Annotated in this window: 25 protein-coding genes; 5 read left to right on the top strand and 20 right to left on the bottom strand. The window is 54.0% G+C overall.

Annotated features, from left to right (window positions below; translation table 11 throughout):
• Positions 1–20: 20 nt before the first annotated feature.
• The 3 genes from C7B82_RS03340 to C7B82_RS03350 all read right to left on the bottom strand — a co-directional run bounded on the left by C7B82_RS03340 (position 21) and on the right by C7B82_RS03350 (position 2,716).
• Entirely contained in the window at positions 21–383 is a 363-nt protein-coding gene (locus C7B82_RS03340; RefSeq protein WP_146141037.1) for a hypothetical protein, read from the bottom strand.
• A gap of 109 nt (positions 384–492) precedes the next feature.
• On the bottom strand, positions 493–2,298 hold the full coding sequence (locus tag C7B82_RS03345) for a relaxase/mobilization nuclease domain-containing protein (RefSeq protein WP_106254898.1): 1,806 nt from the start codon (positions 2,296–2,298) through the stop codon (positions 493–495).
• Positions 2,299–2,302: 4 nt separating this feature from the next.
• A complete protein-coding gene (locus C7B82_RS03350; RefSeq protein ID WP_106254899.1) occupies positions 2,303–2,716 on the bottom strand; it encodes a plasmid mobilization protein in 414 nt (137 codons plus the stop codon).
• A 295-nt stretch (positions 2,717–3,011) separates the two neighbouring features.
• On the opposite strand from C7B82_RS03350, the gene C7B82_RS03355 reads away from it, so the two are divergent.
• Positions 3,012–3,428, top strand: a complete 417-nt coding sequence (locus C7B82_RS03355; RefSeq protein WP_106254900.1) for a hypothetical protein — start codon at positions 3,012–3,014, stop codon at positions 3,426–3,428.
• A 498-nt stretch (positions 3,429–3,926) separates the two neighbouring features.
• Here C7B82_RS03355 and C7B82_RS03360 read toward each other — a convergent pair whose 3' ends face one another.
• From C7B82_RS03360 to C7B82_RS03410, 11 genes are all read right to left on the bottom strand, one after another.
• The gene (locus C7B82_RS03360; RefSeq protein ID WP_106254901.1) at positions 3,927–4,739 is read right to left on the bottom strand and encodes a formylglycine-generating enzyme family protein; all 813 of its coding nucleotides are present in this window, start codon (positions 4,737–4,739) and stop codon (positions 3,927–3,929) included.
• Positions 4,717–5,058, bottom strand: a complete 342-nt coding sequence (locus C7B82_RS31280; RefSeq protein WP_245939712.1) for an SUMF1/EgtB/PvdO family nonheme iron enzyme — start codon at positions 5,056–5,058, stop codon at positions 4,717–4,719. The genes C7B82_RS03360 and C7B82_RS31280 overlap by 23 nt, the downstream gene beginning before the upstream one ends.
• Before the next feature lie 19 nt (positions 5,059–5,077).
• A complete protein-coding gene (locus C7B82_RS03370) occupies positions 5,078–6,190 on the bottom strand; it encodes an RNA-directed DNA polymerase (RefSeq protein WP_106254902.1) in 1,113 nt (370 codons plus the stop codon).
• A complete protein-coding gene (gene avd, locus C7B82_RS03375; protein WP_106254903.1) occupies positions 6,187–6,534 on the bottom strand; it encodes a diversity-generating retroelement protein Avd in 348 nt (115 codons plus the stop codon). Before avd ends, C7B82_RS03370 begins: the two co-directional genes overlap by 4 nt.
• A gap of 174 nt (positions 6,535–6,708) precedes the next feature.
• Positions 6,709–7,566 (bottom strand): formylglycine-generating enzyme family protein, encoded by an 858-nt coding sequence (locus C7B82_RS03380; protein WP_106254904.1) that lies wholly within the window; start codon positions 7,564–7,566, stop codon positions 6,709–6,711.
• Positions 7,567–7,674: 108 nt separating this feature from the next.
• The gene (locus C7B82_RS34545; RefSeq protein WP_339375142.1) at positions 7,675–10,428 is read right to left on the bottom strand and encodes an SAV_2336 N-terminal domain-related protein; all 2,754 of its coding nucleotides are present in this window, start codon (positions 10,426–10,428) and stop codon (positions 7,675–7,677) included.
• Positions 10,425–11,522, bottom strand: a complete 1,098-nt coding sequence (locus tag C7B82_RS03390) for an AAA family ATPase (RefSeq protein WP_106254905.1) — start codon at positions 11,520–11,522, stop codon at positions 10,425–10,427. Before C7B82_RS03390 ends, C7B82_RS34545 begins: the two co-directional genes overlap by 4 nt.
• Positions 11,523–11,534: 12 nt before the next feature.
• Positions 11,535–12,905 carry a VMAP-C domain-containing protein gene (locus C7B82_RS03395; protein WP_106254906.1) on the bottom strand — a complete coding sequence of 457 codons (1,371 nt, stop codon included), beginning with the start codon at positions 12,903–12,905 and terminating at the stop codon, positions 11,535–11,537.
• Positions 12,905–14,461 carry a CHAT domain-containing protein gene (locus C7B82_RS03400; protein WP_106254907.1) on the bottom strand — a complete coding sequence of 519 codons (1,557 nt, stop codon included), beginning with the start codon at positions 14,459–14,461 and terminating at the stop codon, positions 12,905–12,907. Before C7B82_RS03400 ends, C7B82_RS03395 begins: the two co-directional genes overlap by 1 nt.
• A gap of 18 nt (positions 14,462–14,479) precedes the next feature.
• A complete protein-coding gene (locus tag C7B82_RS03405) occupies positions 14,480–14,869 on the bottom strand; it encodes a trypco2 family protein (RefSeq protein WP_106254908.1) in 390 nt (129 codons plus the stop codon).
• Positions 14,870–15,155: 286 nt separating this feature from the next.
• Positions 15,156–15,506, bottom strand: a complete 351-nt coding sequence (locus C7B82_RS03410; protein WP_106254909.1) for a hypothetical protein — start codon at positions 15,504–15,506, stop codon at positions 15,156–15,158.
• A gap of 891 nt (positions 15,507–16,397) precedes the next feature.
• On the opposite strand from C7B82_RS03410, the gene C7B82_RS03415 reads away from it, so the two are divergent.
• The 4 genes from C7B82_RS03415 (at position 16,398) to C7B82_RS03420 (ending at position 17,615) form a co-directional block, all read left to right on the top strand.
• Complete coding sequence (locus C7B82_RS03415; protein WP_181357332.1) at positions 16,398–16,784, top strand: hypothetical protein; 387 nt, start codon at positions 16,398–16,400, stop codon at positions 16,782–16,784.
• Entirely contained in the window at positions 16,768–16,899 is a 132-nt protein-coding gene (locus C7B82_RS34140; RefSeq protein ID WP_281258919.1) for a hypothetical protein, read from the top strand. Before C7B82_RS03415 ends, C7B82_RS34140 begins: the two co-directional genes overlap by 17 nt.
• A gap of 24 nt (positions 16,900–16,923) precedes the next feature.
• Positions 16,924–17,046, top strand: a complete 123-nt coding sequence (locus C7B82_RS34145; protein WP_281258920.1) for a hypothetical protein — start codon at positions 16,924–16,926, stop codon at positions 17,044–17,046.
• A 98-nt stretch (positions 17,047–17,144) separates the two neighbouring features.
• On the top strand, positions 17,145–17,615 hold the full coding sequence (locus C7B82_RS03420; RefSeq protein WP_106254910.1) for a hypothetical protein: 471 nt from the start codon (positions 17,145–17,147) through the stop codon (positions 17,613–17,615).
• A 97-nt stretch (positions 17,616–17,712) separates the two neighbouring features.
• Here C7B82_RS03420 and C7B82_RS03425 read toward each other — a convergent pair whose 3' ends face one another.
• From C7B82_RS03425 to C7B82_RS03450, 6 genes are all read right to left on the bottom strand, one after another.
• The gene (locus tag C7B82_RS03425) at positions 17,713–17,991 is read right to left on the bottom strand and encodes a hypothetical protein (RefSeq protein ID WP_106254911.1); all 279 of its coding nucleotides are present in this window, start codon (positions 17,989–17,991) and stop codon (positions 17,713–17,715) included.
• Between the two features lie 125 nt (positions 17,992–18,116).
• The gene (locus C7B82_RS03430) at positions 18,117–19,664 is read right to left on the bottom strand and encodes a hypothetical protein (RefSeq protein WP_106254912.1); all 1,548 of its coding nucleotides are present in this window, start codon (positions 19,662–19,664) and stop codon (positions 18,117–18,119) included.
• Positions 19,661–20,038, bottom strand: a complete 378-nt coding sequence (locus tag C7B82_RS03435) for a hypothetical protein (protein WP_106254913.1) — start codon at positions 20,036–20,038, stop codon at positions 19,661–19,663. The genes C7B82_RS03430 and C7B82_RS03435 overlap by 4 nt, the downstream gene beginning before the upstream one ends.
• 8 nt (positions 20,039–20,046) lie before the next feature.
• A complete protein-coding gene (locus C7B82_RS03440; RefSeq protein WP_106254914.1) occupies positions 20,047–20,700 on the bottom strand; it encodes a hypothetical protein in 654 nt (217 codons plus the stop codon).
• Positions 20,700–21,083, bottom strand: coding sequence for a hypothetical protein (locus C7B82_RS03445; protein WP_106254915.1), 384 nt, complete (start codon positions 21,081–21,083; stop codon positions 20,700–20,702). Before C7B82_RS03445 ends, C7B82_RS03440 begins: the two co-directional genes overlap by 1 nt.
• Positions 21,070–21,618 (bottom strand): SH3 domain-containing protein, encoded by a 549-nt coding sequence (locus C7B82_RS03450; protein WP_106254916.1) that lies wholly within the window; start codon positions 21,616–21,618, stop codon positions 21,070–21,072. The genes C7B82_RS03445 and C7B82_RS03450 overlap by 14 nt, the downstream gene beginning before the upstream one ends.
• Between the last annotated feature and the right edge of the window lies 1 nt (position 21,619).

Here is a 21,619-nt window from a genome sequence, read left to right on the forward strand (position 1 = left end):
ACCCATGTAAACGGTGGATCTTAGCGCCTTTCCTCGCAGGGGCATGTCGCTTTACGTACCTTTGCGTCAAGGAACCCAGCATTGGGCGTCTCACGGGTGCGGGTACAGTGTCCTTGCGACGCTTTGATTTGACCCGCTGACTTCAGTTTGCCAAAGCGGAGAATGGAGTAAGCCATGTCGTTAGGATGCCCAAAGGCTGCCAGGGCAAACCGACCCGACCACAGCACATTGCACCCATCGCTCGGCTGCCCCCGTTTGACCAGCCCCTGGTACGACTCAAACACGAGCACGGCGGCACCCGAAGCCTGGAGGGTCTGAGGCGAGCACGAGCACGACCCGTGGCTGAGTGGTAGAGCGGTGCCACTAACGAGACCAGTTGCCACCGTCAGGAGAGGCGGACAAGCTGGGGCGGAGAGCTTGCGGAACTGCATGGCTGGCTGCACCCGGTACAGACTTTAACGGCCGACGGCAGCGGGACGGCTCACGTTGGGATCAACGACCCTCCTGTCCCTTTTTGCGCTTGTCCACTGTGGGCTTGACTCGTGTTGGTCCTTGCTTCTGCAACGCGGCTAACGGTGCCCGCTGTGCTTGGAAATACTGGTGGTCCGCAGCGGTGAGCTGTGGACTCACCCACAACCGCTCACCTTGTAATTGCACCAGGAGACCGCGCCCATCCATTGCCTCTAGTCTCAACGTCTGACCGTCGTCAGCAAACCGATAGCGCGTACCCTCATGTTTGGTTTGCTGAGCCACGAACAAGGCTAACTTGATCACGGCCACGATGTCTCGTCCCCAAGCCGCTCGTTCTAAGGGCGCTGGCTCCGCTGCGACGGGCACGCTTGGGTCTGGGTTGTCTGTGGGCGTGAGTGTCATCTGGGGCTGATGGTGGGGTGGCGGTGGCACACTTGCCAAGCGTCTTGCTGCTGGGGGGAGGGGTATGTCTGGCTGCGATGCGTGGGCTGGTGGCACAGTCGGCGTTGGGGGAGCCGGAGGCAAGCCAGGGGGCAAGGGCTGACTGAGCACTGGTGGTGCTTGGGTCGCCGTTGCGGCGGTCTCCAGCACGACTGTAGTGGGTAGTGACAGGGGCGGCTGAAGAGCCTCTGCAACGACTGGCAACGGCTCCAGTGCGGAGTCGGATCGCCCCACCCAGGGAGGTGAGATCGGTGCTGGCTCAGTCGGGGCGATCGGACTGCTTTCAAGCTGACTTGCTAGTGGTACAAAGGAGTCCGTTTTGGCTTGCCGTTCGTCTTCGTCTGCTGCCGCTTCTGCTTGCTGTTGCAAGGCCAGCGCGCGTAGTCTTTGGTGCTCCATCGCTAGCCTTTGAGTCGAGTCCGGTGAGTCAATTTGAGGTGGTGTTGCACTCGCCACTGGACGCCGACACAGGGTCTGGATCAACACCCGATCACGCTCTGGTGCATAGCTCAAACCCAGATGTCTCACCAGTCCTGGATCACCTTCTTTGAAGCTATAACGAGTCCCTAAGGCATGACCGCTAAACGCAACACCATCCAGACTATAGGAGATGCCTTTGCTCTTGCCGGTGCGGGTAAATTGCATCTGTACCTCAACCCCACGCGCCTGGGCTTGCTCTATAAAAGCGGGCACCGTTTGGCTACGAGCCGCCGCCGCATCGAGGACGGCTTGAAGCCGTTTATGGACACTGGGCTGTCCCGTCTTGATCTCGGCTTGGGCTTGCTGCGTGGACTCGGCTTTGCGATCCACCTCCCAACTATTCGCTTGCACGCTCAACCCATGCTGACGTTCCAACGAGCGCAACACAATTTGGGAACGGTAGCGATCGAAGGATGTGGGAATCGCTTTCGTGGTTTCCAGGTTGATTTTAGCGACCACCAGATGCACATGTGGGTGCGGCGCATCGGTATGGCGGACGATCACATAAAAGTACTTGGGCAACTCTTCCTGGCGAAAACACTCGATCGCCGCCGCCAGTTGGATGTCATTTGATTGCTTGAGTAAAGCAGGCTGCACGGCACTCAGAATCAAGCCCGCTAAATACTGATCAGACAGCTCGCTGAACGCCTCATCGTCCAGGGTTTCGTGGGGGGGTAGGGAGAGGGCAATGTGGTAGACCGGCTGCTTGATTGGATTCAGTGCAGCCGCCAGGTCAAAGAGGGCGATAGTGTCTTCCAGGAGTGCGTCTCGCTGCGCCTCTGTCAGAGCATCACGCTCAACCCAATCAGCCGCATTACCACCAATGACGCTGGCACCTGGCTTCGTCAGCACATAACCCAGCGTGGCTCTCGCCGAACTGTTTTGGTGAATTTTGGCGATGGTCATGGGCTTACTCTGTCCGTAGTTGGCGCTGGATGTCTTTGAGTTGGGCTTGGATTGTTTGGAGGAGTTCTCGGTCTACTTCGTTGAGGCTAGGGTGCTCCTGTCGGTACAGTCGTCGCACCGTTTGATTGAGGTTGTTGCCAAGGCGATTGAGTGCCACAAGCACATGCTGCTCTAGTGGTGAGACGCGCTCTTTGTGTGGGCGTTTGGGCAGTGGTTGATCATAGAGTCGGGCACGCACATAGTCAGAGAGTGGGAGACCCTGCGCCTTGCACCAAACCTTCAAGGCTTGATGTTCTTTTGAGGGCACCCGACAGCTCAACCTTTCGGTGGCCAGCAGCGGTGGCAGCACGGGAGCCATAAGTTGCTCGAGTGCGGTCAGGTATGCTTCGTGATCTAGCTTACTTTCAGGGTCTAGCATGGGGGGTCGGAGGACGAGGGACGGGGGTTCTCCAAGGGGGTTGCACCCCTTGGGCGAGCCGTGATGTCATACGCCACATAGCTCGCCAACACGGCAAACACCCTTAGTGTGCCCAAACACGGCGGTACGATCACAGCCCTGTTTCAGTTGCTTAGTCTGCCATTGCCAGAGCCGCAATATTGGCTGCACACAGGGCGAACACGATCGGTCTCATCGCCTCTACTGCTCTGCTTCCTGTTAGTTGCCGTGCTGCTTTGGGCACGTTAAAAACACACTGACGCAGAGAGCACTACCCATGACCAAACCTAAAGGGCAGACCCCACTCCCACTAGAGACATCTGAGGAGGAGGATTTAGCAGGAGCCATTACCGATCTCAAGCTGATGAACCAAAAGCCCAAAAGGACATCACCCGAACAGATTGTGCTCCAGAGTTACACGGAACTGAAAACAGCCGTAGACCTGGGCTATAGTTTTACCGATATTGCCACTGTTTTCACGAAACGACGCGTGAAGATCTCAGCCCGCCAACTGAAGGAACTCTACGATCAGATGCAGGCTACCAGAACACAGGAAGCAGAAACGCTGCCCACTTATAAGACTCCAGACAACCCCAATCCAGCGGTCGTTGGTGAGACCAAAAGTGCCCCTGTGCAGACCACTACGACAGCCGCCGCTAGCAGTAAGCCGATGCTGAAAACAGACGGGAATTAGAGTCTCTCTGGCTTCACAGCGACGCTCCATATGGCTTATTCTTGGTCGTTGGGGGGCATCATAGTAGTGCTTGAGTCGCGCTTCATCACCGTGAGCAGGCTGGAGTATGTGACCTTTCATGGACGCAAGTACATGACTTGATCACCAAGCTTATGGGTGTGCCGTTGGGTGTAAAAAGAGGGGTGATTGTGAGGAGTACAGGGGCAACGCACGGGATTGAGAAAGCGAGGCGTGTGGGACGGCAAAAGGATAGAGGAAGTTCTGCCTGTGGGCAAGGGTTTGCGGCTTCTTGTCTTAGCGCTCTGGCTCTCTCGTTTTCTGCAAACGTTTGTATTTTTTTACTTGCCACACCTAAGAACTCACCCGCCATCTCTGTGGCAAAAGCGGGTTGAGAATCAACTTGTTCCATGCGGCGTAAACGTTGTGCAAGGCTTCAAAAGAGCGGTGCAATTCGACGCGCTACGCGCGAAGAGGGCAAGAGGGCAAAAGAATAGAGTGCTACAGAGTCCTCGGGGCAGAACAAACCACCCGAAAACCGAAAGCGTCGTCGCGGTCGTCGGGCGCATCGAGGTTGCGAGAGGCAGAACGGCAATGCCCCGGATCGTAGAACCAGGAACCGCCGCGTAGTACACGATTTGCACTTTCATCTTCGGTTAACCAGGCACTGCCGTCAGTCGGAGCATCTTCATAGTGATCATGCCAATGATCCCGACACCACTCCCACACATTGCCATGCATATCACTTAGTCCAAAGGCATTCGCGATTTCAAACTGGTCTATAGTCGTAGTCTCTTCTCGATACTCGCCTTCGGGACCGTCATTGTAGGTGTAGTTGCCGTTGTAGTTTGCTAGTTCGGTAGTCAGGGTTTTGCCAAAGTAGAAGGGTGTGGTGGTACCAGCTCGACAGGCGTATTCCCACTCGGCTTCAGAGGCTAAGCGATACGGTCTACCCGTGTGCTTCGCCAGCCGATCGCAAAACTCCACCGCGTTGTACCAGGACACATTTTCAACCGGGCGCGTATCCCCCTTAAAGCTGGAGGGGTCGAGCTCTACTTCCTGACTCGCTGGAGCCAATGCTGCCACAAAGCTCCACTGTGCCTGAGTGATGGGGTAACGTCCCATAAAAAAGCTGGAGATACTCACTTCATGGGGCGGTCCTTCAGCTTCGCGGCGTTCTGGTTCATCGTCTGGCGAACCCATCACAAAGGTGCCAGACGGCACCAGAATCATCTCTAACCCGATCGCGTCTCCCAGCGGTTCGGTAAAATAGCGAGCTTGTTTGCGTTCTTTACGGAGGATGAGTTCTGCCATGCAAGACTGCCCTACATTGGGGTGAGTCAGGCAACACTTCAGCAACGCTTACCAAGCTACCTGACTCAGTTTGATTTTCGGATGCCACTATGAGAGCTAAAAGCCAAAATAAGCGCATCACTGGAACCAGTCTGGACTCTTCTCGCACTCCCGGCAGATATCCCATCTGCCAGTTCTGGCACTGAAGAGTACTCGGGGCAGAACAAACCACTCGAAAACCGATATTGTTGTTGCGGTTGTCGGGCGCATTGTTGTTGCGAGAGGCAGAACGGCAATGCCTCGGATTGTTGATCCAGGAACCGCCGCGTTTGCCGACCAATCCCGTTTGTAGGATACCGCTAGACTTCCCAATCAGGCTCTAGCGGTGCCAGAATCTTTACGGAGAGTGGTTCTGGCGGCGGAGTGAAGCGCCAGCGATCGCCGATTTGACGACGCAGCCGATGGGTATCGCCGTGCAGCAGATGGGCTTCCCAGCTTTGGAGACGCTGAATGAGGTGCTCCAGGGAAACCTGCCCGGTGGTGTAGTCTTGCTGGAGTTGTCGGAGTCGCTGCCGTGCCCGTCTCAGGTTGTCGCTGCGGACACGAATGCGGTCTGGCAGGATGCGAAACCCCACAAAGTTTGCGCCGTAGCGCGTTTCAAATAGTTGGCTTTTGATGGGATGCAGCTTCAGGCGTAGAGTGGTCAGATAGTCTGCGATCGCGCTCCATGCATTTTCCAGAAAGGGGCGATCGTTTGAGAACAACGAAAAGTCATCGACGTAGCGCAAATACTGCTTGGCTTGAAGCTGCTCTTTCACGAAGTGGTCAAAGCCATTCAGGTAAACATTGGCAAAGAACTGGCTGGTCAGGTTACCGATGGGTAAGCCCTTACGACGCTCAAGCGGTGTCAGCAAGTCATCGCCTGGAAAGTATTCGGTATCTTCACCCTGAGGATTGCTGCCGTCAATGATGCGATCGATCAGCCAGAGGGTTTCTGGACATTTGATTTTCTGTCTCAAAGCAGCTTTCAAGAGATCATGATCCAGATTGGGAAAGTATTTACGGATATCGCCTTGCAAGATGTAACGACTCTTACGGGCAAAGTGGGTAAAGCGCTTCAGGGCACGGTGGGTGCCATAGCCCAATCGATTGGCGTAGGTGTCTGCGATGAAGGTGCGATCGATCAAAGGCACAATGACATTGCAGAGGGCGTGATGCACCACTCTATCGCGATACGGCGCTGCCGAAATCAAGCGCGATTTGGGGTCGCGAATCCTGAAGGTGCGATAACCGCCGGGTGTATAGGTCTGTGCCGTCAGTTCTGACTGGAGTTGCAGCAGTTCTTGAGCCAGGTTGTCGTTAAATGCCAGCACGTTGGGGCGGTAGCGCTTGCCTTGCTGAGCCTGCCGAGATGCTTGCAGCAAGTCCTCGAATGCCACAATTTTTGACCAGAGCTGACCGTAGCGCTTCATGCGGGTTGCTGCTGCCGTTGTTGCTTGATCCAGCCGCCTAAGTCTGTGCCGATCGTATTCACCAGCTGACTCACATAGGCATAACGTTGATCCGAAAGGAGCTGAAAGTCGAGCAGGAGGCGGGTCTGATGGCGCAAGAGGTCGAGTTGGGTATTGAGGTCTGCCAGACGGGAGAGCTTTTCTTTGGCATAGCGGACGCGAATGAGACCTTCCAGCAAATCGTACAGACCGGCGATAATACGGTCGCCCAGCATGAACTTATGATCCCTCGGCAGCCGATTGAGGATTGGCACGTACCATTTGATCAGGTCGTGGGTCTTTTGAATAATGGGAAGCTCGTTCACGGTGTTTCGGATGGCTTGAATCCGCTACTTGTAACAGCCTCCCAGGATGACCGGCTGAACTTTCAGCAAATATTAATGTTTTTCAATCATGGCAGAGCCTGCCTCCATAAAAAGGCGGTCAAAAATCGATCAGCGCTTCGCGCGAAAAGGGCAAGAGAGCAAAAGAATAGAGTGCTACAGAGTCCTCGGGGCAGAACAAACCACTCGAAAACCGACAGAGTCGTCGCGGTAGCCGGGCGCATTGAAGAAGCGAGAGGCAGAACGGCAATGCCCCGGACTGTTGATCCAGGCACCGCCGCGTACTACCCGTCTGGTTTCATCTCCCTCTGCAAGCCACGCATTGCCATTACTGGGAGCACCCTTATAGCTCTCATGCCATTGGTCAAAACACCATTCCCAGACATTGCCGTGCAGGTCGCACAAGCCAAAGGCATTGGCAATCCCAAAATGGTCTACCGGAGTAGTTTCCTCTCGATACTCACCCTTGGGTCCCTGTCCATAAGAGCCTGACCACTTCAGTTGCTCGTTATCCGTGCCTCGGTAGTTTGCCAATTCAGTGGTAATCGTCTCCCCAAAGTGAAAGGGAGTGGTCGTTCCGGCTCGACAAGCATACTCCCACTCGGCTTCAGTCGGAAGGCGATACTCTCGTCCTGTATGGGCAGAGAGGCGATCGCAGAACTCCACCGCTTCTTCCCACGACACATACTCTACCGGGCGCTGATCGCCTTTGAAACCAGAGGGATCTGACTCCAGTACGCGGCTGACTTGTGGCAGTGTTGCCACCGCTCTCCACTGCACCTGGGTGATGGGATACTTCCCCATAAAGAACGTGGCAAGAGTAACCTCATGCTGCGGACTTTCTGAGCTAAATCGCTCCAATTCAGCCTCTGGCGAACCCATCAAGAAGGTGCCTGCGGGAATTTGCATCATCTCGATCGCAACCGCATCATTGAGCCTCTCCATAAAGAACTGCACCGACAGGCGACGGCGCTGGAGCGTGAGTTTGGGGTTTTGGTCTTGAGCGATCGCCATAGTCTTGAAATGACCTTAAAGTAAAAGTACAATGCGACGCGCTTCGCGCGAAAAGAGCAAGAGGGCAAAAGGAAAGAGTGCTACAGAGTCCACCCTTCGGGAAGCAAGCTACGGGGCAGAACAAACCACTCGAAAACCGACAGCGTCGTCGCGGCTGTCGGGCGCATTGAAGCTGCGAGAGGCAGAACGGCAATGCCTCGGATTGTTGAGCCAGGAACCGCCGCGTGGTACACGATTTGCCCTTTTATCATCCGTTAACCAGGCACTGCCGTCAGTCGGTGCACCCTTATAGTTTTCATGCCAGTGATCCTGACACCACTCCCACACGTTGCCATGCATGTCGCACAACCCAAACGCATTCGCGATACCGAAGGCATCCACAGCGGTGGTTTCCTTACGAGCTTTACCTTTAGGACTATTCGCGTAAGTGTAGTCACCGTTGTAGTTTACTAAGTCAGTGGTAATCGTCTCCCCAAAGTGAAAGGGTGTTGTGGTGCCAGCACGACAGGCATATTCCCATTCAGCTTCGGTGGGTAAGCGATAGGCTCGTCCTGTGTGAGCAGAGACTCGATCGCAAAACTCAACCGCCTCTTCCCACGACACCCGCTCCACCGGGCGCTTATTGCCTTTGAAGAGAGACGGATCAGGCTCCAAGCGTCGGTTAATCTGTGGCATTGCTGCCACCGCTCTCCATTGCGCCTGTGTGACCGGATAGCGACCCATCAGAAAGCTTTCAAGACTGACCGTGTGTTGTGGACCTTCAGCAGCGCTACGCTCCGGCTCCGCTTCCGGTGATCCCATCACAAAGGTGCCGACTGGTAGCAGCACCATCTCCAGTTCCACCCTGGCAGTCAGCGGCTCGATTAGCAGCCCTACCCGCTGTTGTCGCTGTTTGCGGATGACCCATTCACTGCGCTGTTCGCCACGCTGGAAGAGATTGCGGAAGAAGCCAGTTTGCGGCTGGTCTGTCTGCCGTTCCAGCGTTGCCACCTCAAACTCCAGTAGTTGCCAATCGGAGATTGGTTGAGTGTCTGCTATGTCCTCTTCAAGGACGATCGTCACTACTTCCACTGATTGAGTCTGCAAGGGCGGAAATGGGGATGCTGGAGCAGTCTCGAACAGTTGGGCGGTCGTAAAAGTAAGGATGGCTAAGTCTGGGAAGACAGGATCAGTCTCTAAGGGTTGAATCCAGTCGGAACGCCCTTGGGCATCATCTTCGACTAATTGCGCTAGTTCAGCATAATCACCACCGAGCCGATGGAGCACTTCTGTCGCAATTTGGGCAAAGGGCAGGATGGCAGCCTTTGCTTCCTGAGTCCAATCAGCCTTGGGGGAGAGGAGAGCCGTAAAGCTCCTGATTTCAAAGCCCAGAGTTCTAGCAATGCGCTTAGATAAGGCTTCAAGCACCCCCAGGGTTTCATCTAGCGGCGTGATCTCATTCAATAACCCCCGCACATCTTGAACAAAGTCGTAGCGCACAGAGGCATCTGGCTTTGCTTGAGCTGGCTTAACTGGGTTTGGGTAAATTTCTTCTAGCAGTCCGCTAGAATACACCTCGGCAATATGCACGGGCTGCACAGCCTCCAGCAATTCTTGCTGAATCAGATGCACTACGGGCAGCTCAACGGGAACGGCTGCCATGAGGCTCGCTAAACGTTGAGCCAGGGGAGAGGCTGTTGCCATAAACAGCTCTACCCGTTCCCTAGCAGATTTTGGTCGGATGACTGCTCTGGAGCGATCGCGTTCTGGATCGGTTACCCAGGAGCGGTCAAACAAGCGCGCTGGCGATCGCTGGCGACCCGCCGCTGCAACCACTAAAGCCCATTGCTTGAGGGCACTCGCAGTCAGCGTCACAATAGGGACTGTTAACGTCTCCACGGGCGCAATTTCGGTACGAACAGGCAGTTCTTTGACTTGCAGCTTTGGGTTTGGGGCACCCGGTAACAATGAACTCACCTGCACAGAAAAGCCTACATCCAGTTCACTTTGACTCCATAAGCGTTCGGGCAAGAGCTGCACGATCGCTGTCGGTCCATGCTGTCCCCAGAGGGCTAACCAATCATGGATCTGTCCTTGCTGCCAAAGTTGAGAACGGCAATCACTGACAAACAGCACCAACCGACGTCCAGAGGTATCAACCAGTTCTTTGTGGCTTCGTAAAGGCAGATCTTGTTCAATGCCTGCACGTCGCTGCGGCTTGGCTACTAGCTGGGGTTGACCCGTAGCGGATTCTTTGACAGACCAGGTACGCACATTGCGAAAGGCTCCCTGGCATTCCAGCAGTTGTTGAAATTCATCCAGAGTGTCTTGCCAAATAAAGCTAAATTTAGACGCTTCGATCACCAGTTCCAGATCAAACCAGCGCTCAGGCGAAGGCTTGAGAATAGGCAACCAAAGATCCCGTTCCGCAATACGATTCACGGTAGCCAATTCATCAAGTTCTGATCGTGTCAAAGAAGGCACTTTCCGCATCAAAGGGCGCAGCGATCGAGCAATGTCACGGGGATGAGCCAGCGCCGGAGCCGCTTGCACCTGAATGGGTAAACCCTGTTCTGGCGTTTCGGCTAATGTGGTATCCGGCTTAGCCGTCCGGGGCATATAGGCAGAGACAAACGATTGAGGTTCGGCTGCAACGGTGGTATCGTCAATGACCGGAATGGCTGCCCCTGCACCAGAGTCTGCTGCATCTGCCTTGTCTACCTCATTGACCGCGTAAGCGCCACCAAGCTTAGAGGCTAACCAGAGCGCATCGGCAATGTCTTCGTCATGCAATAAAGATTGAGCCTCGCTGAAGGCAGCAATCTCCTGATCGCTCAGAAGCAGACCATTTTGCTGCAACATCACGATGAGCTGACTGATCATTTGCTTTTAGGCTCTGATGCACGCTCTTTGGGTTTGACCTCTAAGAGACGATCCAACGGCGCTAGCAAGTGGTCAAGCAAGCTCTCTTTTTCATCGCCCACCCAATCTCGCTGGCGGATAATCATAAAGAGGGCGTTCAGCAGTTGATCGGTCGAAAGTTGTTCTCTCCCTTTATCCCGGCGTTTGAGAAAGCTGTCAATCAGATCGCTCACTTGACTGTCTGAGAGATTGCAATGCTCGAGATGAGCGTTGATAATGCGCTCCAACTGGACGCGATCGGGGTCGCGCATATTCAAACGCAAACAGCGGCGCAGAAAGGCAGGCGGAAAATCGCGCTCACCGTTGCTGGTCAAGATGACCAGAGGAAACTCCTGACAGGTGATGCGTCCCCCCCTAAGTTTGACTTTCTTTTCTACGTAGGTGGTTTCGGCTTCATCGATGTAAGCCGTACGAACCTTTACTTCGATCTGGTCTGGTTTTTGGTTGGGGTCATCACTATCTTTTTCCAGTCGCGCCAACTCTGGAATTTCAAACCGACCTTCCTCAAAAATGGTCAGCAGGTCATTGGGTAGATCAATATCGCTCTTATCAATCTCATCAATGATCAGCACACGGGGGGAGGGTGACTCCAGCAGGGCAGTCCCCAAAGGACCCAAGGTAATATAGTCGGCTATTTTTTGTGGATCTTCGGTATAGTCGCCCCTGGCTTCTGATTGCTTCACCTCTTGCAAACGACCAATGGCATCGTAAGTATAAAGACCATCTTTCAGTGTGGTGCGGGTCGTAATCGGCCAGTAGAGCACTTCACCCAGCTTTAACTCCTGAGCCACCGCATAAGCCAAAGAGGATTTGCCCGTTCCTGGCTTGCCTGTGATCAACAGCGGTCGCCGTAAGTACAGCGCCGCATTGACCATTTCAACTTCTTCTGGCTGCGATTGAAACGTTTCACCCCGACGTTTGCGGCGACTGACACCCGGGTTCGGGTCTTTCCCAAAGGGTCGCCAGGGTGGAGCATCGGGTAAGGCCGCGATCGCGTCGTGGGGTGCTCGGTTATCCCCTTGAAACAACTTCCAATCTTCAGGTGGGTGACTCATAGCATTCTTCGCTCAGGCAGATTTCGGGGGCACCAAATATGGGTCATCCCACAGCAGGGATAGGTGATGACCAATGTGATCATCAAAGGCTGCTTTACGAGCCTTTTGACGCTCTTCTTTGACGGTGTGAAGTAGGCTTCTTAAGGGGCATAGACTCAGTATCCGCGCTAACTCGACATCGTTAGTCGTGCTTGTGAGATTTGAACGACCCCAGATCGCGATCGGTATACCTGCTTGTAAAAGCACTCCAAAGAGGCTATTTGCTCCAACACAAGTGGGAGCTTGCTTGACCTTCAAACCAACCACCTCATCTTCAAGCAGATTGTAGTAAAGAGTTTCTAAATCATCATCATCTCCTTCAATGAAAGCATCACGGGCGCTCTTCTCTAATAAAGACTGATGCTGTTTCCACTTTTGCTTCCACATCTTCTCTTGCTTATAGCTACGGCTCCAACGCTCAGTACAACGCAGAACGACCTTATAACGACGACCCAGAAACGGTTTAATCGGTCCGCCATCCTCTAATTGCCAGAGATCAACGTCATGATTCATGAGTTCTACAGGCAAACAGACATGTAACTCTGGGTCACTATCAAACAAATGGCTGCTTTCAACTAGAAACCCAGAAATAAGTTTCGGCAGTTCATGCGGCAAATTCGACTGGGCATACGTTTCATCGCCAGTCATCTCAGCCATCATGATGGGGATAATACCTTGCTGATGAGCCTGATAGTCTTGGGTATCACGAACGAACCAAGCCTTAATTTGGTAGTAGGTCTCAGATTCTGCTTGGGTAGAAGCTTGGTCACTGCGGTTGATTACAACCAGTAAAGCAGGCTGCGTCTGTTGAGACTGCTGAGTCTGTTGTTGCTCTACGTGCTGTAAGAGGTCAGCCCACCGCTTGTCTAGTTGTTCCTCACCCCACCGTTGCAACGCTGCTATCACATCCACTTCCTGAAGTTTAAGCACTAGATGAGCAACGAACTCTTCTAGCGCCCCGTAGTCAAAATGACCTTTGGGCAGTCGTAATAACTGAGTGATCATCTCATCTGGCAGGGTGGGATTGTGCTGAATCTTCCCTGCTCGATGCTTCAAAACGTTTAGATAAGCAGCCCGCATCGTGTCCAACTGCCGTTGGCTGCTACTGGATTGCAGAATCTCAATCAGATGATCGATTTTCCTTTGATGGAGAGATCCTTGCAAGCTCTCAATCGCTTGGTCAACCTGCCCAATCTCTGTGAACAAGAGGTTCAGACGGTTTTCATATTGGTCTTTGATCGTTACATCAGTCAGGGCTGTAAGCTCAGCTTGAGCGATGTCGAGTTTTTTCTTAAGCTCAGCACGTTTTGATTGCAAGTACGCCAATTTAGGGTGACTACTCATCAGTTCCCTTGCCTAATCTTCTGAATCTCTTGGTCAACCTGCTCAATCTGCTTGAATAGAAGATTCAAACGGTTTTCGTACTGTCCTTTGAGTGTTACATCAGTCAGCGCTTCAATTTCTGATTGAACCATGTCAAGCTGTTGCTCAAAATTGGTACGTTTGCTTTGCAAATATTTCAGCCGAAGTGTCTGAACTGGCTTAACAGAATTTTCTGCCTCAATCAATGGCTCGGGCACTTTAGTCTCACCTTCTAAGGTTGGAGTGACAGACTCCGACGGCATCAATGTCTCCACAAACAACTGCCCCCCTTCATTATCCTGCCAACGCAAGTAAAGCACCGGACGATACCATTGATTCCCCTCCACATCCATTTCCCGGATACCTTGATTCAGAGCCATCAAGAGAGTCTTCTTGCTACCTAGCACTCGATAAAACTGCTCGGCGAACTCACAGGCAGCAGCAGCCTGCACCGAGTACTGCATCGCCACTACCGCTGGGAGCCGCTGGTCAATCAGGTTTTGCGCCATACCATTAAAGACCGAATCACCTGCGACTGTCATCCCCGATTGACAGGCACTCAGCACCACCAGGGCGATTGGGTAGGGCTGCAACAAAGCCGCCACCTGATTAGCGCTCTGATAGTCTGCTTGCCCTTGCTCTGTCTCAAAAGCCAAATAACCTTGTGGGGCTGGCAAGGTTTGTCCACAGGCACGACAGGACTCGACCTTAATCCCGGCGTGAAGGGTCAGACACCCCGCGTTGGTACAGCGTTTACCAAACACGCCATGGCCATCAAAGTGCAACACCTGTGGCAGTTGCTCAGGCGAGCAATCCGTTAGATAGCGATTGAGGACTTTGCGGGTGGCTGACGGTAGGATATGTAACTGCACTAAGCCAGTCTCCTGTGCTCGTTGCAACCCAAGCTGGATCGACTGCTGTTCCTCTAGAGTCAATTGGGGCAGCCCTTGTGGTCGGGCTGAGAGCAACAGCACCCGAAGGGTCTGCTGGGTCGGGAGGCGCGGTGGGGAAGCATCGTAGGCAATGTAGCGAGACAGTCGGACTTTCTGGTGCAGTAGAAACCGCTGCCCGTCGTGAAGCAGTTCCCAGGGATAGTCAGCCAAGCGCGAGCGCTTAACAGAAGTGGCTGCAAACTTCAATCGCAGATGCAAGTCGGCATCGCGCTGCTCGGCTAACCGTAAGGAATGCAGGAATACTTGTTTGAGGTCGCGATCGGGAGGAAATAAAGAGCGGTAAAGGGACTGCCCAACCTGTTCAAGATAAGCAGGATGAAAGCGCTGGCGATCGGGAAGTAGCAGCCCTGACTGCTCCAGCCAGTCTTGTTCTCCCGGTTCAGGATAGTGCTCAGCACGAAAGCCTTGGCTACTCTCTAGCACCTTGATGACAGTTCTTCTCCAGTCCTGCCCATCCACCCAGAAGGGTAAGAGGCACTCGGTTGAGGCATCGCCAATGCCATTGGGCACACGGGTAGCGATCGCCCAAAACCTTTGTTCATCCAGCGGGGTAAGCGTCAGCTCTAACAGTTCCATTCCACTCATCTCAACCTACTGAACGCTTCAAAACTGGTCTGCCGGATTACCGTCTTCACCTTTGAAGAGGGCTTCCATACTTTGCTTCACAGCCGCAGGCACCTGATCCGCTTGCAACGTCTGGTAAAACTCTAGCAAGCGTTCTCGATCAAACAGTGGGGACAAGGTGATTTTGACCTTATGCACCTCGTCGCGACTGAGTCCACCGCCTAACTCGCCGCCGCCCACAGCCACAACATCGATTTTGATACCCGCTTTACCCTCTCGCTTGACCGTCACCTGAACCTCGACTTCTACCGAGCTCACAAGGAGAATGGGAGCCTCTTTCGTTTTGCCAGGGACAGTGGCAAGAAGTTCTTGCTTGACCTGTTGAATTAACTCGGCGAGACCAATGGGGTGCTGGGGCTGGTCAGACATAGTATGGCTTACTCAAGGAAAGGCTAAAGTCTTTCCCACCCTACATCGACAAATTCTCTAGTTTCAGAAACTTAGCCTTTTTATCCCGATTGGGGGGGGCTGCGGTCAGTGCAGAACAGTGCCACGAAAGCTTAAAAAGCTCTTTCAACCAGGACTGAAGCGCTGGCTCGCGCGGCTTTGAACTAATTGAGATAGCTCAGGCCACAAGCTTTTAAGCCTTACAGTCCTGTAGCACTATTGCGTACGTAACTCGACTCAATCCTAAAACGGAGCTGACTACCATACTTCACTGCCAAGGCAAGCGCAACCGAGTTTGTGTTTCGGGCAGTGTGTCTGCTGACGGCAACGTGGGGTTCACTGTCTGCGTCAGGGCTGTCTTTAAGGTCGGGCTCAAACCGGTTGCGAGACTGAGCTTCAACAAGTCATTTGTCGCCAACTCATCAACCGTTTGATAGCTCAGTTGATCTTCCAGAATGGTGATAGGGTAGCCGTGCCAGGGCGAGGGGGCTGGGGGGTTGGTCTTCCTTAGTGCTGGAGCGATAGGGCGTATGGCTGGGTGCTGTGCCCGGCTGTCAAGGGATGGGTGGGTGACAAGTGTATTGGGCTCTAGGGTATGGGATGGCTCTGCAAGGCTCACGTAGCGGTCAGCACTTTACCCTAAGCTGACGATCGCACTCTGGTTGTGGGTTTGAGTTGAGGGTCTGTCTGTGGGCTGTAACACTCACGCAGCGGTCAGCACTGTGACCCTAAGCTGTCAGAGGAAGGGCTGCACATGCCACTAGTCCTCTAAGAGAAGGCTGCTCTGTGGGTGAGTTGCACTTTAGGGTACGGGGAATAGTTGCAACAGCAGCAGCACGTCTGCACTGTGACCCTAAACTGCCCGATCCTCTCGCTGCTTGCTTGGTGTGGCTGGTCGTTTAGGGTACGTCTGAGTGGCTAGAAGGCTGTCCATGTGGGCGCTACTTTTACCCTAAACTGGGGCTTCATACCCCTCTGGTTATGTGGTTTGGGCTTGTGGGGTGCTCTGTTAGGGTACGGCGATCGCGCTGGAAGGCTAGATCAATAGGCATCACCCTTACCCTAAGCTGACGATCGCACTCTGGTTGTGGGTTGGGGCTTGGGGGTGGGCTGTGGACAAGCCTGCTCTTAGGGTACGCCAAGCGCCTGCAACACCGTCAGAGCATGAAGCACCGTTACCCTAACCTGAGTCCCACTGCTTGCACGTCCCCTGGGTAAGGGGCTGAGCTTGTGAGTGGTCTTGCCTGATCATTTAGGGTACGTCTGAGTGGCTACAATACCGTCAGAGTCGTAGTGACTTTACCCTAAAGCAGGGCTGAAGCGCTGAAAGTCCTGCTGACTGTATGGTTAGGGATTGGGTTGCTTGCTGGTTGGGTGGTGGGTTAGTCATGGTTGCTGCTCTCCTCCTGGTTGTGGTCTTCCACTGCAATGGAGTCTTGTCTATACGGCACAATAGGGTCTGACGGCAGTGAAGCAAGGCAAGCAAAGGCAAAATCTCGCTGGCAATGACGTGTCTCTTTTTTTGTTCCGCTTTGAGTTACACGGTGCTGGCATTGACTTCGTTTTGAATGAGGTGATTGCTGCCGACATGTACGAAGACTTAGACGAGCAACTCAAACCACTGGTCCACGCGTGCTGCGCCACACTGTTACGTTACAGACATTGGAGCCTCAGCAAGACGATAATGGATGGCAATATTCTGCTTTCAGGCGAGTTCGAGGTGATGCTGAGCCAGGGCTTAGGGCGATACTTGATACCTCACGAAAAAGCACGGCTGTTTCAGGATGCCAAGCAGATTGCGGTTTTATTGGACATGGTCATGCACAGAAGCACTCAAGCAGAACAAGCAGGCAGACCACAACCGCCAGCCGCTATAGATCATGCACCAAGGGGTTGAGCCGCCAGAAGGTAGAAAGGTGCCACAGAGCCTCAAACCCCACGATCGACCCAAAGAGAAAGAAGCCCTCAACCGGATTGAAGGCTCCCATACGCGGGGGTATACAACCCATTAGCCGTGCTCACTCTACCTTGAAACAATGAATAGGACAAATGTACCAAAGCACTTTGCAGAGGTTAGTCTCGCGCTGCTGGAGCAAGAAAGTTTTTGCGAAGCTTTGCAATTTATTCTCCCTAGTCCCGCGACGTTGCGATCGCTCTGAGCCACAGCCGTCTCCATAGAGGGACTGAAGCCTTCAGTGAATCAGACCGCGAGTTGGGAAAGCTAGAGCTAACTTCAAGCACCCTTCAGACCTCACTTATGCGTCAACTGACTGCTGGCTTCCTCTCTCTCACGGCTTTGCTGGGACTGACGATTCAAGTACAGGCACAAGAGATGGTCTCTCCACCCGTAACTCCCAGTTGTAAGGCTGCTCTAGCCAATGCTCAAAAGCGCCTTGAGTCAGGACGGCAGCTCAAAGTCGGGGTAACTAGCAATGATGTCACCCAAAGTTATGCAGATTACCCCCGAACTCGACCAACCGGCTACACTTTTGCATTTCAGGGAACAGCAGCACTCACAATCATAAATTCGCCTAAGTTTATGACAGCACTTGCAACTGACGTTATTCATGCTTGTGACACCGTGAGTATGGTGACCTTTGCTGTTGACCGCTCAGACAATCTGGTCTTTCTAGGTTTGCTACCTGACGGACAGGTAAAGACATTTGAATGTCTTGAACCCACAAGAACGGGAAAGCGCCCAACCTGGGGACAAACGTTTTGCCCTTAAAGTTTGTGGCTGTGGCTTGACTTGCAGGCTAACCAAACGCAAAAAAAAACCCGACAGTGAGTACGAGGTTGAGGTGTATGAGAAGTGCAAGCCGATTTTACTGCCAAGGCAGCCGTAACCGAACCTGAGTAGCGGGTGGCAGAGTCTCTGCTTGCACTGTGGGGTTCACTGTCTGCGTCAGCGCGGTCTTTAAGGTCGCACTAAACCCAGCTCCAAGCCTTAGTTTCAACAAATCATTGGTAGGCAGTTCGTCAACCGTTTGGTAGCTCAATTGGTACTCCAGAATGGAGACTACTTCCTCCAGCCATTCGTCTGGTAGCTTGCCTCTCAACTCTCGACGAATTTGCACGATCACAGGATTGGATGGCTGAAACATAGTGTTAGCGAAAGCCTCTACAAAAGTGACGGGTAACGTGACGGGTGAATGACGGGTGCAGTGTTGTTTAACTGACGTGCAAAGTGACGCCTTTCACTTTTGGGGTGTAGGGAAGCCTACTGCGCCTAGGTTTCCACCCACCGCACCCACTCCGCGCGTGAAGTGACGGGTGAGTAAGTTTCAATCAGGTTGAGCTTCATGAGCTCCAACAAAAGCTCGTCCACTTGCTCAGAGTTCAAGGACTTGCTTTGACCCCAGTTTTGCTTGACTGTTCTGACAGCAAGCTCCTTCTTTTTACGCAGGTAGAGTGCTAAGTCTTTCAGGTCGCTAGCCGGTAAAGCATCGAGGCGGCTGCGGGTAGAAGTTGACTCGTCTGCCGGTGTTTCTGCGTGCCAGCAATCCTGCAAGAAACCCACTACTTGAGTGCGAAAATCAGGCACTTGGTTTCGCTGTACTGTTGGCGTTTTGGGTGACGTTGGTGGCACAGGTTGCGTTTGTGGCTGGGTCCACTGCGTGAAATCTGTGAGCTTGCGTTCAATCTGGGGCAGTTCCACTGCCAGCCATTCAGCGTGACCCGGCAGTTTCAACTTGCCCTTCCCACTGGAGACCGGCTTACGAGTGGTGGGGTGGATGGTCGGAATCAGCTCCAATTCGAGCAGGGCGGCATCCCGTAACCGGGCAATGCCTTTCGCGTCACCCAAGGCTGACAAGGTGCGATCGTGCGCGACAAACAACGGTGGCATCAGCACTTTGCGACTGTCACTCATCGCGGACTTGAAGAACTTACTACCGATGTCACCCGGCAGGCGATCGGCCCAGTTGGTCATTTCTTCCGACACCACGCTGGTAATGCGCTGCTGCTGCCGTAACGACTCCTGCCAGTCTTCCTCGGTTAAGCCAGAGCGATTGAACTCCTGATACCGACGCTCGATTTCGTCGAGATACCACCGCAAGAACTCCGCGATCGCCCGGTAATCCATCCCGGCACCGATATGCCGGATGCCTTGCCATTCGTGGTTAGCAGCATGAGGGTCTAGCACGACGACTTGGTGCCCCGCACGGACTTTCTGCATCACCAGGTAACGTGCCGTCCAACTCTTCCCGGCACCCATGCCGCCAAACAGTAGCCCTGGATATTCCAGGAAGTTTTGCAGGTAAGCCGTCGGGTCAGCCGTTGGATCAGACGCGGGAGTGACAGGCACACCTGGTTGCCCAGGCGCAGCGGTTGATGCCACAGGCTGCGGGATAGCCTGCGGCTGTGATGGCGCTGTCACGTCCTGATAGTCGGCGTCTTGGACCTCTGACAGATAGGGAGCCATCTGGGGGTAGAGTCGTTCGGCCGCCTGTAATTGAGCCACCTGTTGATAGCCCTCCAGTTCCGCGTGATGGGCGATCGCCTGCAGCTGCCCTTGCTTCAGGAGCGTTTGGCGCTCCCACTCTTCATACTGGCGACGGTAATCGCGTCGCGTCTGGGTGAGCAGCCAAGCGGACACGCACAGCCCAGTCCCCATCAGCGACAGCGGAATCTTGCGATAAGCCGCCTGGTAAGTCAGTTGAGTACCCAGAAAACGAAACGTCTCTGGTTGATGCAGGTAGCCACTGACGGCGAGAGCCGTGCTGGTCATGCCAGCCGCCAGTAGCCCGACAATCTGAGGCAGATAGAGGTCTTTCACCGTAAAACCTCCTGCACCTGTTGCTGCACTTGCTGTTGCACCTGTTGACTGGTGTGGGCGAGCTGGTCAAACCAGCCTGTGAAGAGGGCGACGGCGAGAGCGATCGCGATGGCTAACAAACGGGCACTGCGCGAAAGGTAAGCAGGTAATGCCAGGGAAAGGATGCAGGCGATCGCCCCAAGCCAGTAAAAGGGCAGCAGCGCCGTTATCCAGCGAGCGATCAAGGTGACAGTGATGCCTAGCGCAAACAGTCCCATAAAGCGGCTGACGCCTTCCAGGGCATAATCGATGCGATCCGGTTCGGGTGCTGCTTCTGGTTCGTAGTAGCCATCGGATGGTGGGAGCAGCAGGGGTGAATCGTAGGGGTCAAACATGGTTTACCTCACACCCGAAAGAAGTCTTTGACACCATGCCAGAAGCCTTTCCCAGGCTTGCCAGCGGTGCCATAGGTCAGCAGTTCTTTGCGGGTTTCGGCCTGCCGCCGCAAGCCCTCCTGCACCTGCATCTGACGCTGCGCCTGAGGGACTTTCTCGCCGATCGCTTTGGCACGGTTCTGATGCCGCAGGTGGATGAGTTTGATCGCGCTTTGGAAGTCGAGACGATTCAAGTCGTATTCAGAGCGGTATTCCGCCTCTAGCTTCTGCATCCCATGCCCTGCTTTCTGGTTTAGCAGTTGCAGGTGCTTGTCGTAGCCTTTGGAGAGCAGCCATGCATCGAGCAAGCTCTTATCAATCTGTTTGGAGCCTTTTTCGACTTGCTTTAAGACCCGTTGGACAAACTGTTCGTACTCGACTTGCCCTTCAATGAGCGTGGTGAAGTGCTTCTCTAAAATCGGCAGAATCTCCTTCAGGCGAGTCATGGCAGTGGCGCGATCGGCGAACAGAGCGAGTTCGTTGTCACCCATTTGAGGCAAGCGCGCCAGGTCGATGCCGAAGTAGCGGGTCGCGCGTTCCGTTAAGGCACCGGCATGGGGCAGAATGTGGGACTGGATGCCCTTGGGGCTGCTGTTGTAGCCTTTGGCTCTTGGTGCGGACATTAGTTGCACTCCTTATTTTCAGAAGACCAGAACAGAAAACTGCTGCGATGGATGTCGCAGACAGGTGAACGGGGGACGACAACGACACGCTGACCCGCTGCCCCCGCCAGAAAGCCAAGGCAGTAGCCACCCAGTACGAACCCCAGCACCACCACAAGGCCCAGCAGGAAGACGTTTAGCGGGTCACGGTCAGTCGTCACGCGCTCTGTCGGGGTAGTGCTTTGTCGTTGCGCCTGAGCCAGTGCCGTTTCCAGTGGCGTGAAAGTCGTACTGCCGTCTGGTTGATATTTGACCAGGTACGGGGCACCGCTCTGATCCGCCCACACAGCCAGTTTCGAGGGCTCAGTCTGCGTTGGTGGTGGTAAAAGCTTAGGGTTGAGCATGGGTTTGACCGCCAATAAAGTTGTTCGCAAGCCAACCGGCTTGACCGCGAAAGCGCACGGGCACCCAGATAACACCGTCCTGGAGCACTCGTCGCTCAGTGGTTAGTTCGACTAAATCACCGTTTTGTAGGATGCCGTTAATCTGGCTGTGCAGGCTCGGTGCCGCTCGAAAGTTAGCCGCTCTGCCAGGACAGTGCACACGCGCAATCGGTAACGTCGCACCGTCGCGTTGAGGTGTAAACGAGAGTGCTGCCTCCGTAGACTCAAAAGGCTCTGTCGCAGTGGTTTGCACAGTCATAGCGGTCTGCTGTGGTGTTGCGTCTGGTGTCGGTGACGGCTCCATTGAAGCTGTAGCTGCAGGCTTGGGCGTCGGTTGCTGCTGTTGTGCAAAACCAAAACCGAACATGAGCAGTGGGATTGTCAGCAGTCCTAGTGCCAACGGCAAACCCCAGTGGGTCTTGGCTTGCGGCTGGGGTGGTGGGACGGGTTGAAGGGTGAAGAACTGCCCTTCTGTGGGGCTTTGTGGCGTAGTCATA

It is taken from the genome of Stenomitos frigidus ULC18, assembly GCF_003003795.1.
Classification (GTDB): Bacteria; Cyanobacteriota; Cyanobacteriia; order Leptolyngbyales; family Leptolyngbyaceae; genus Stenomitos; species Stenomitos frigidus_A.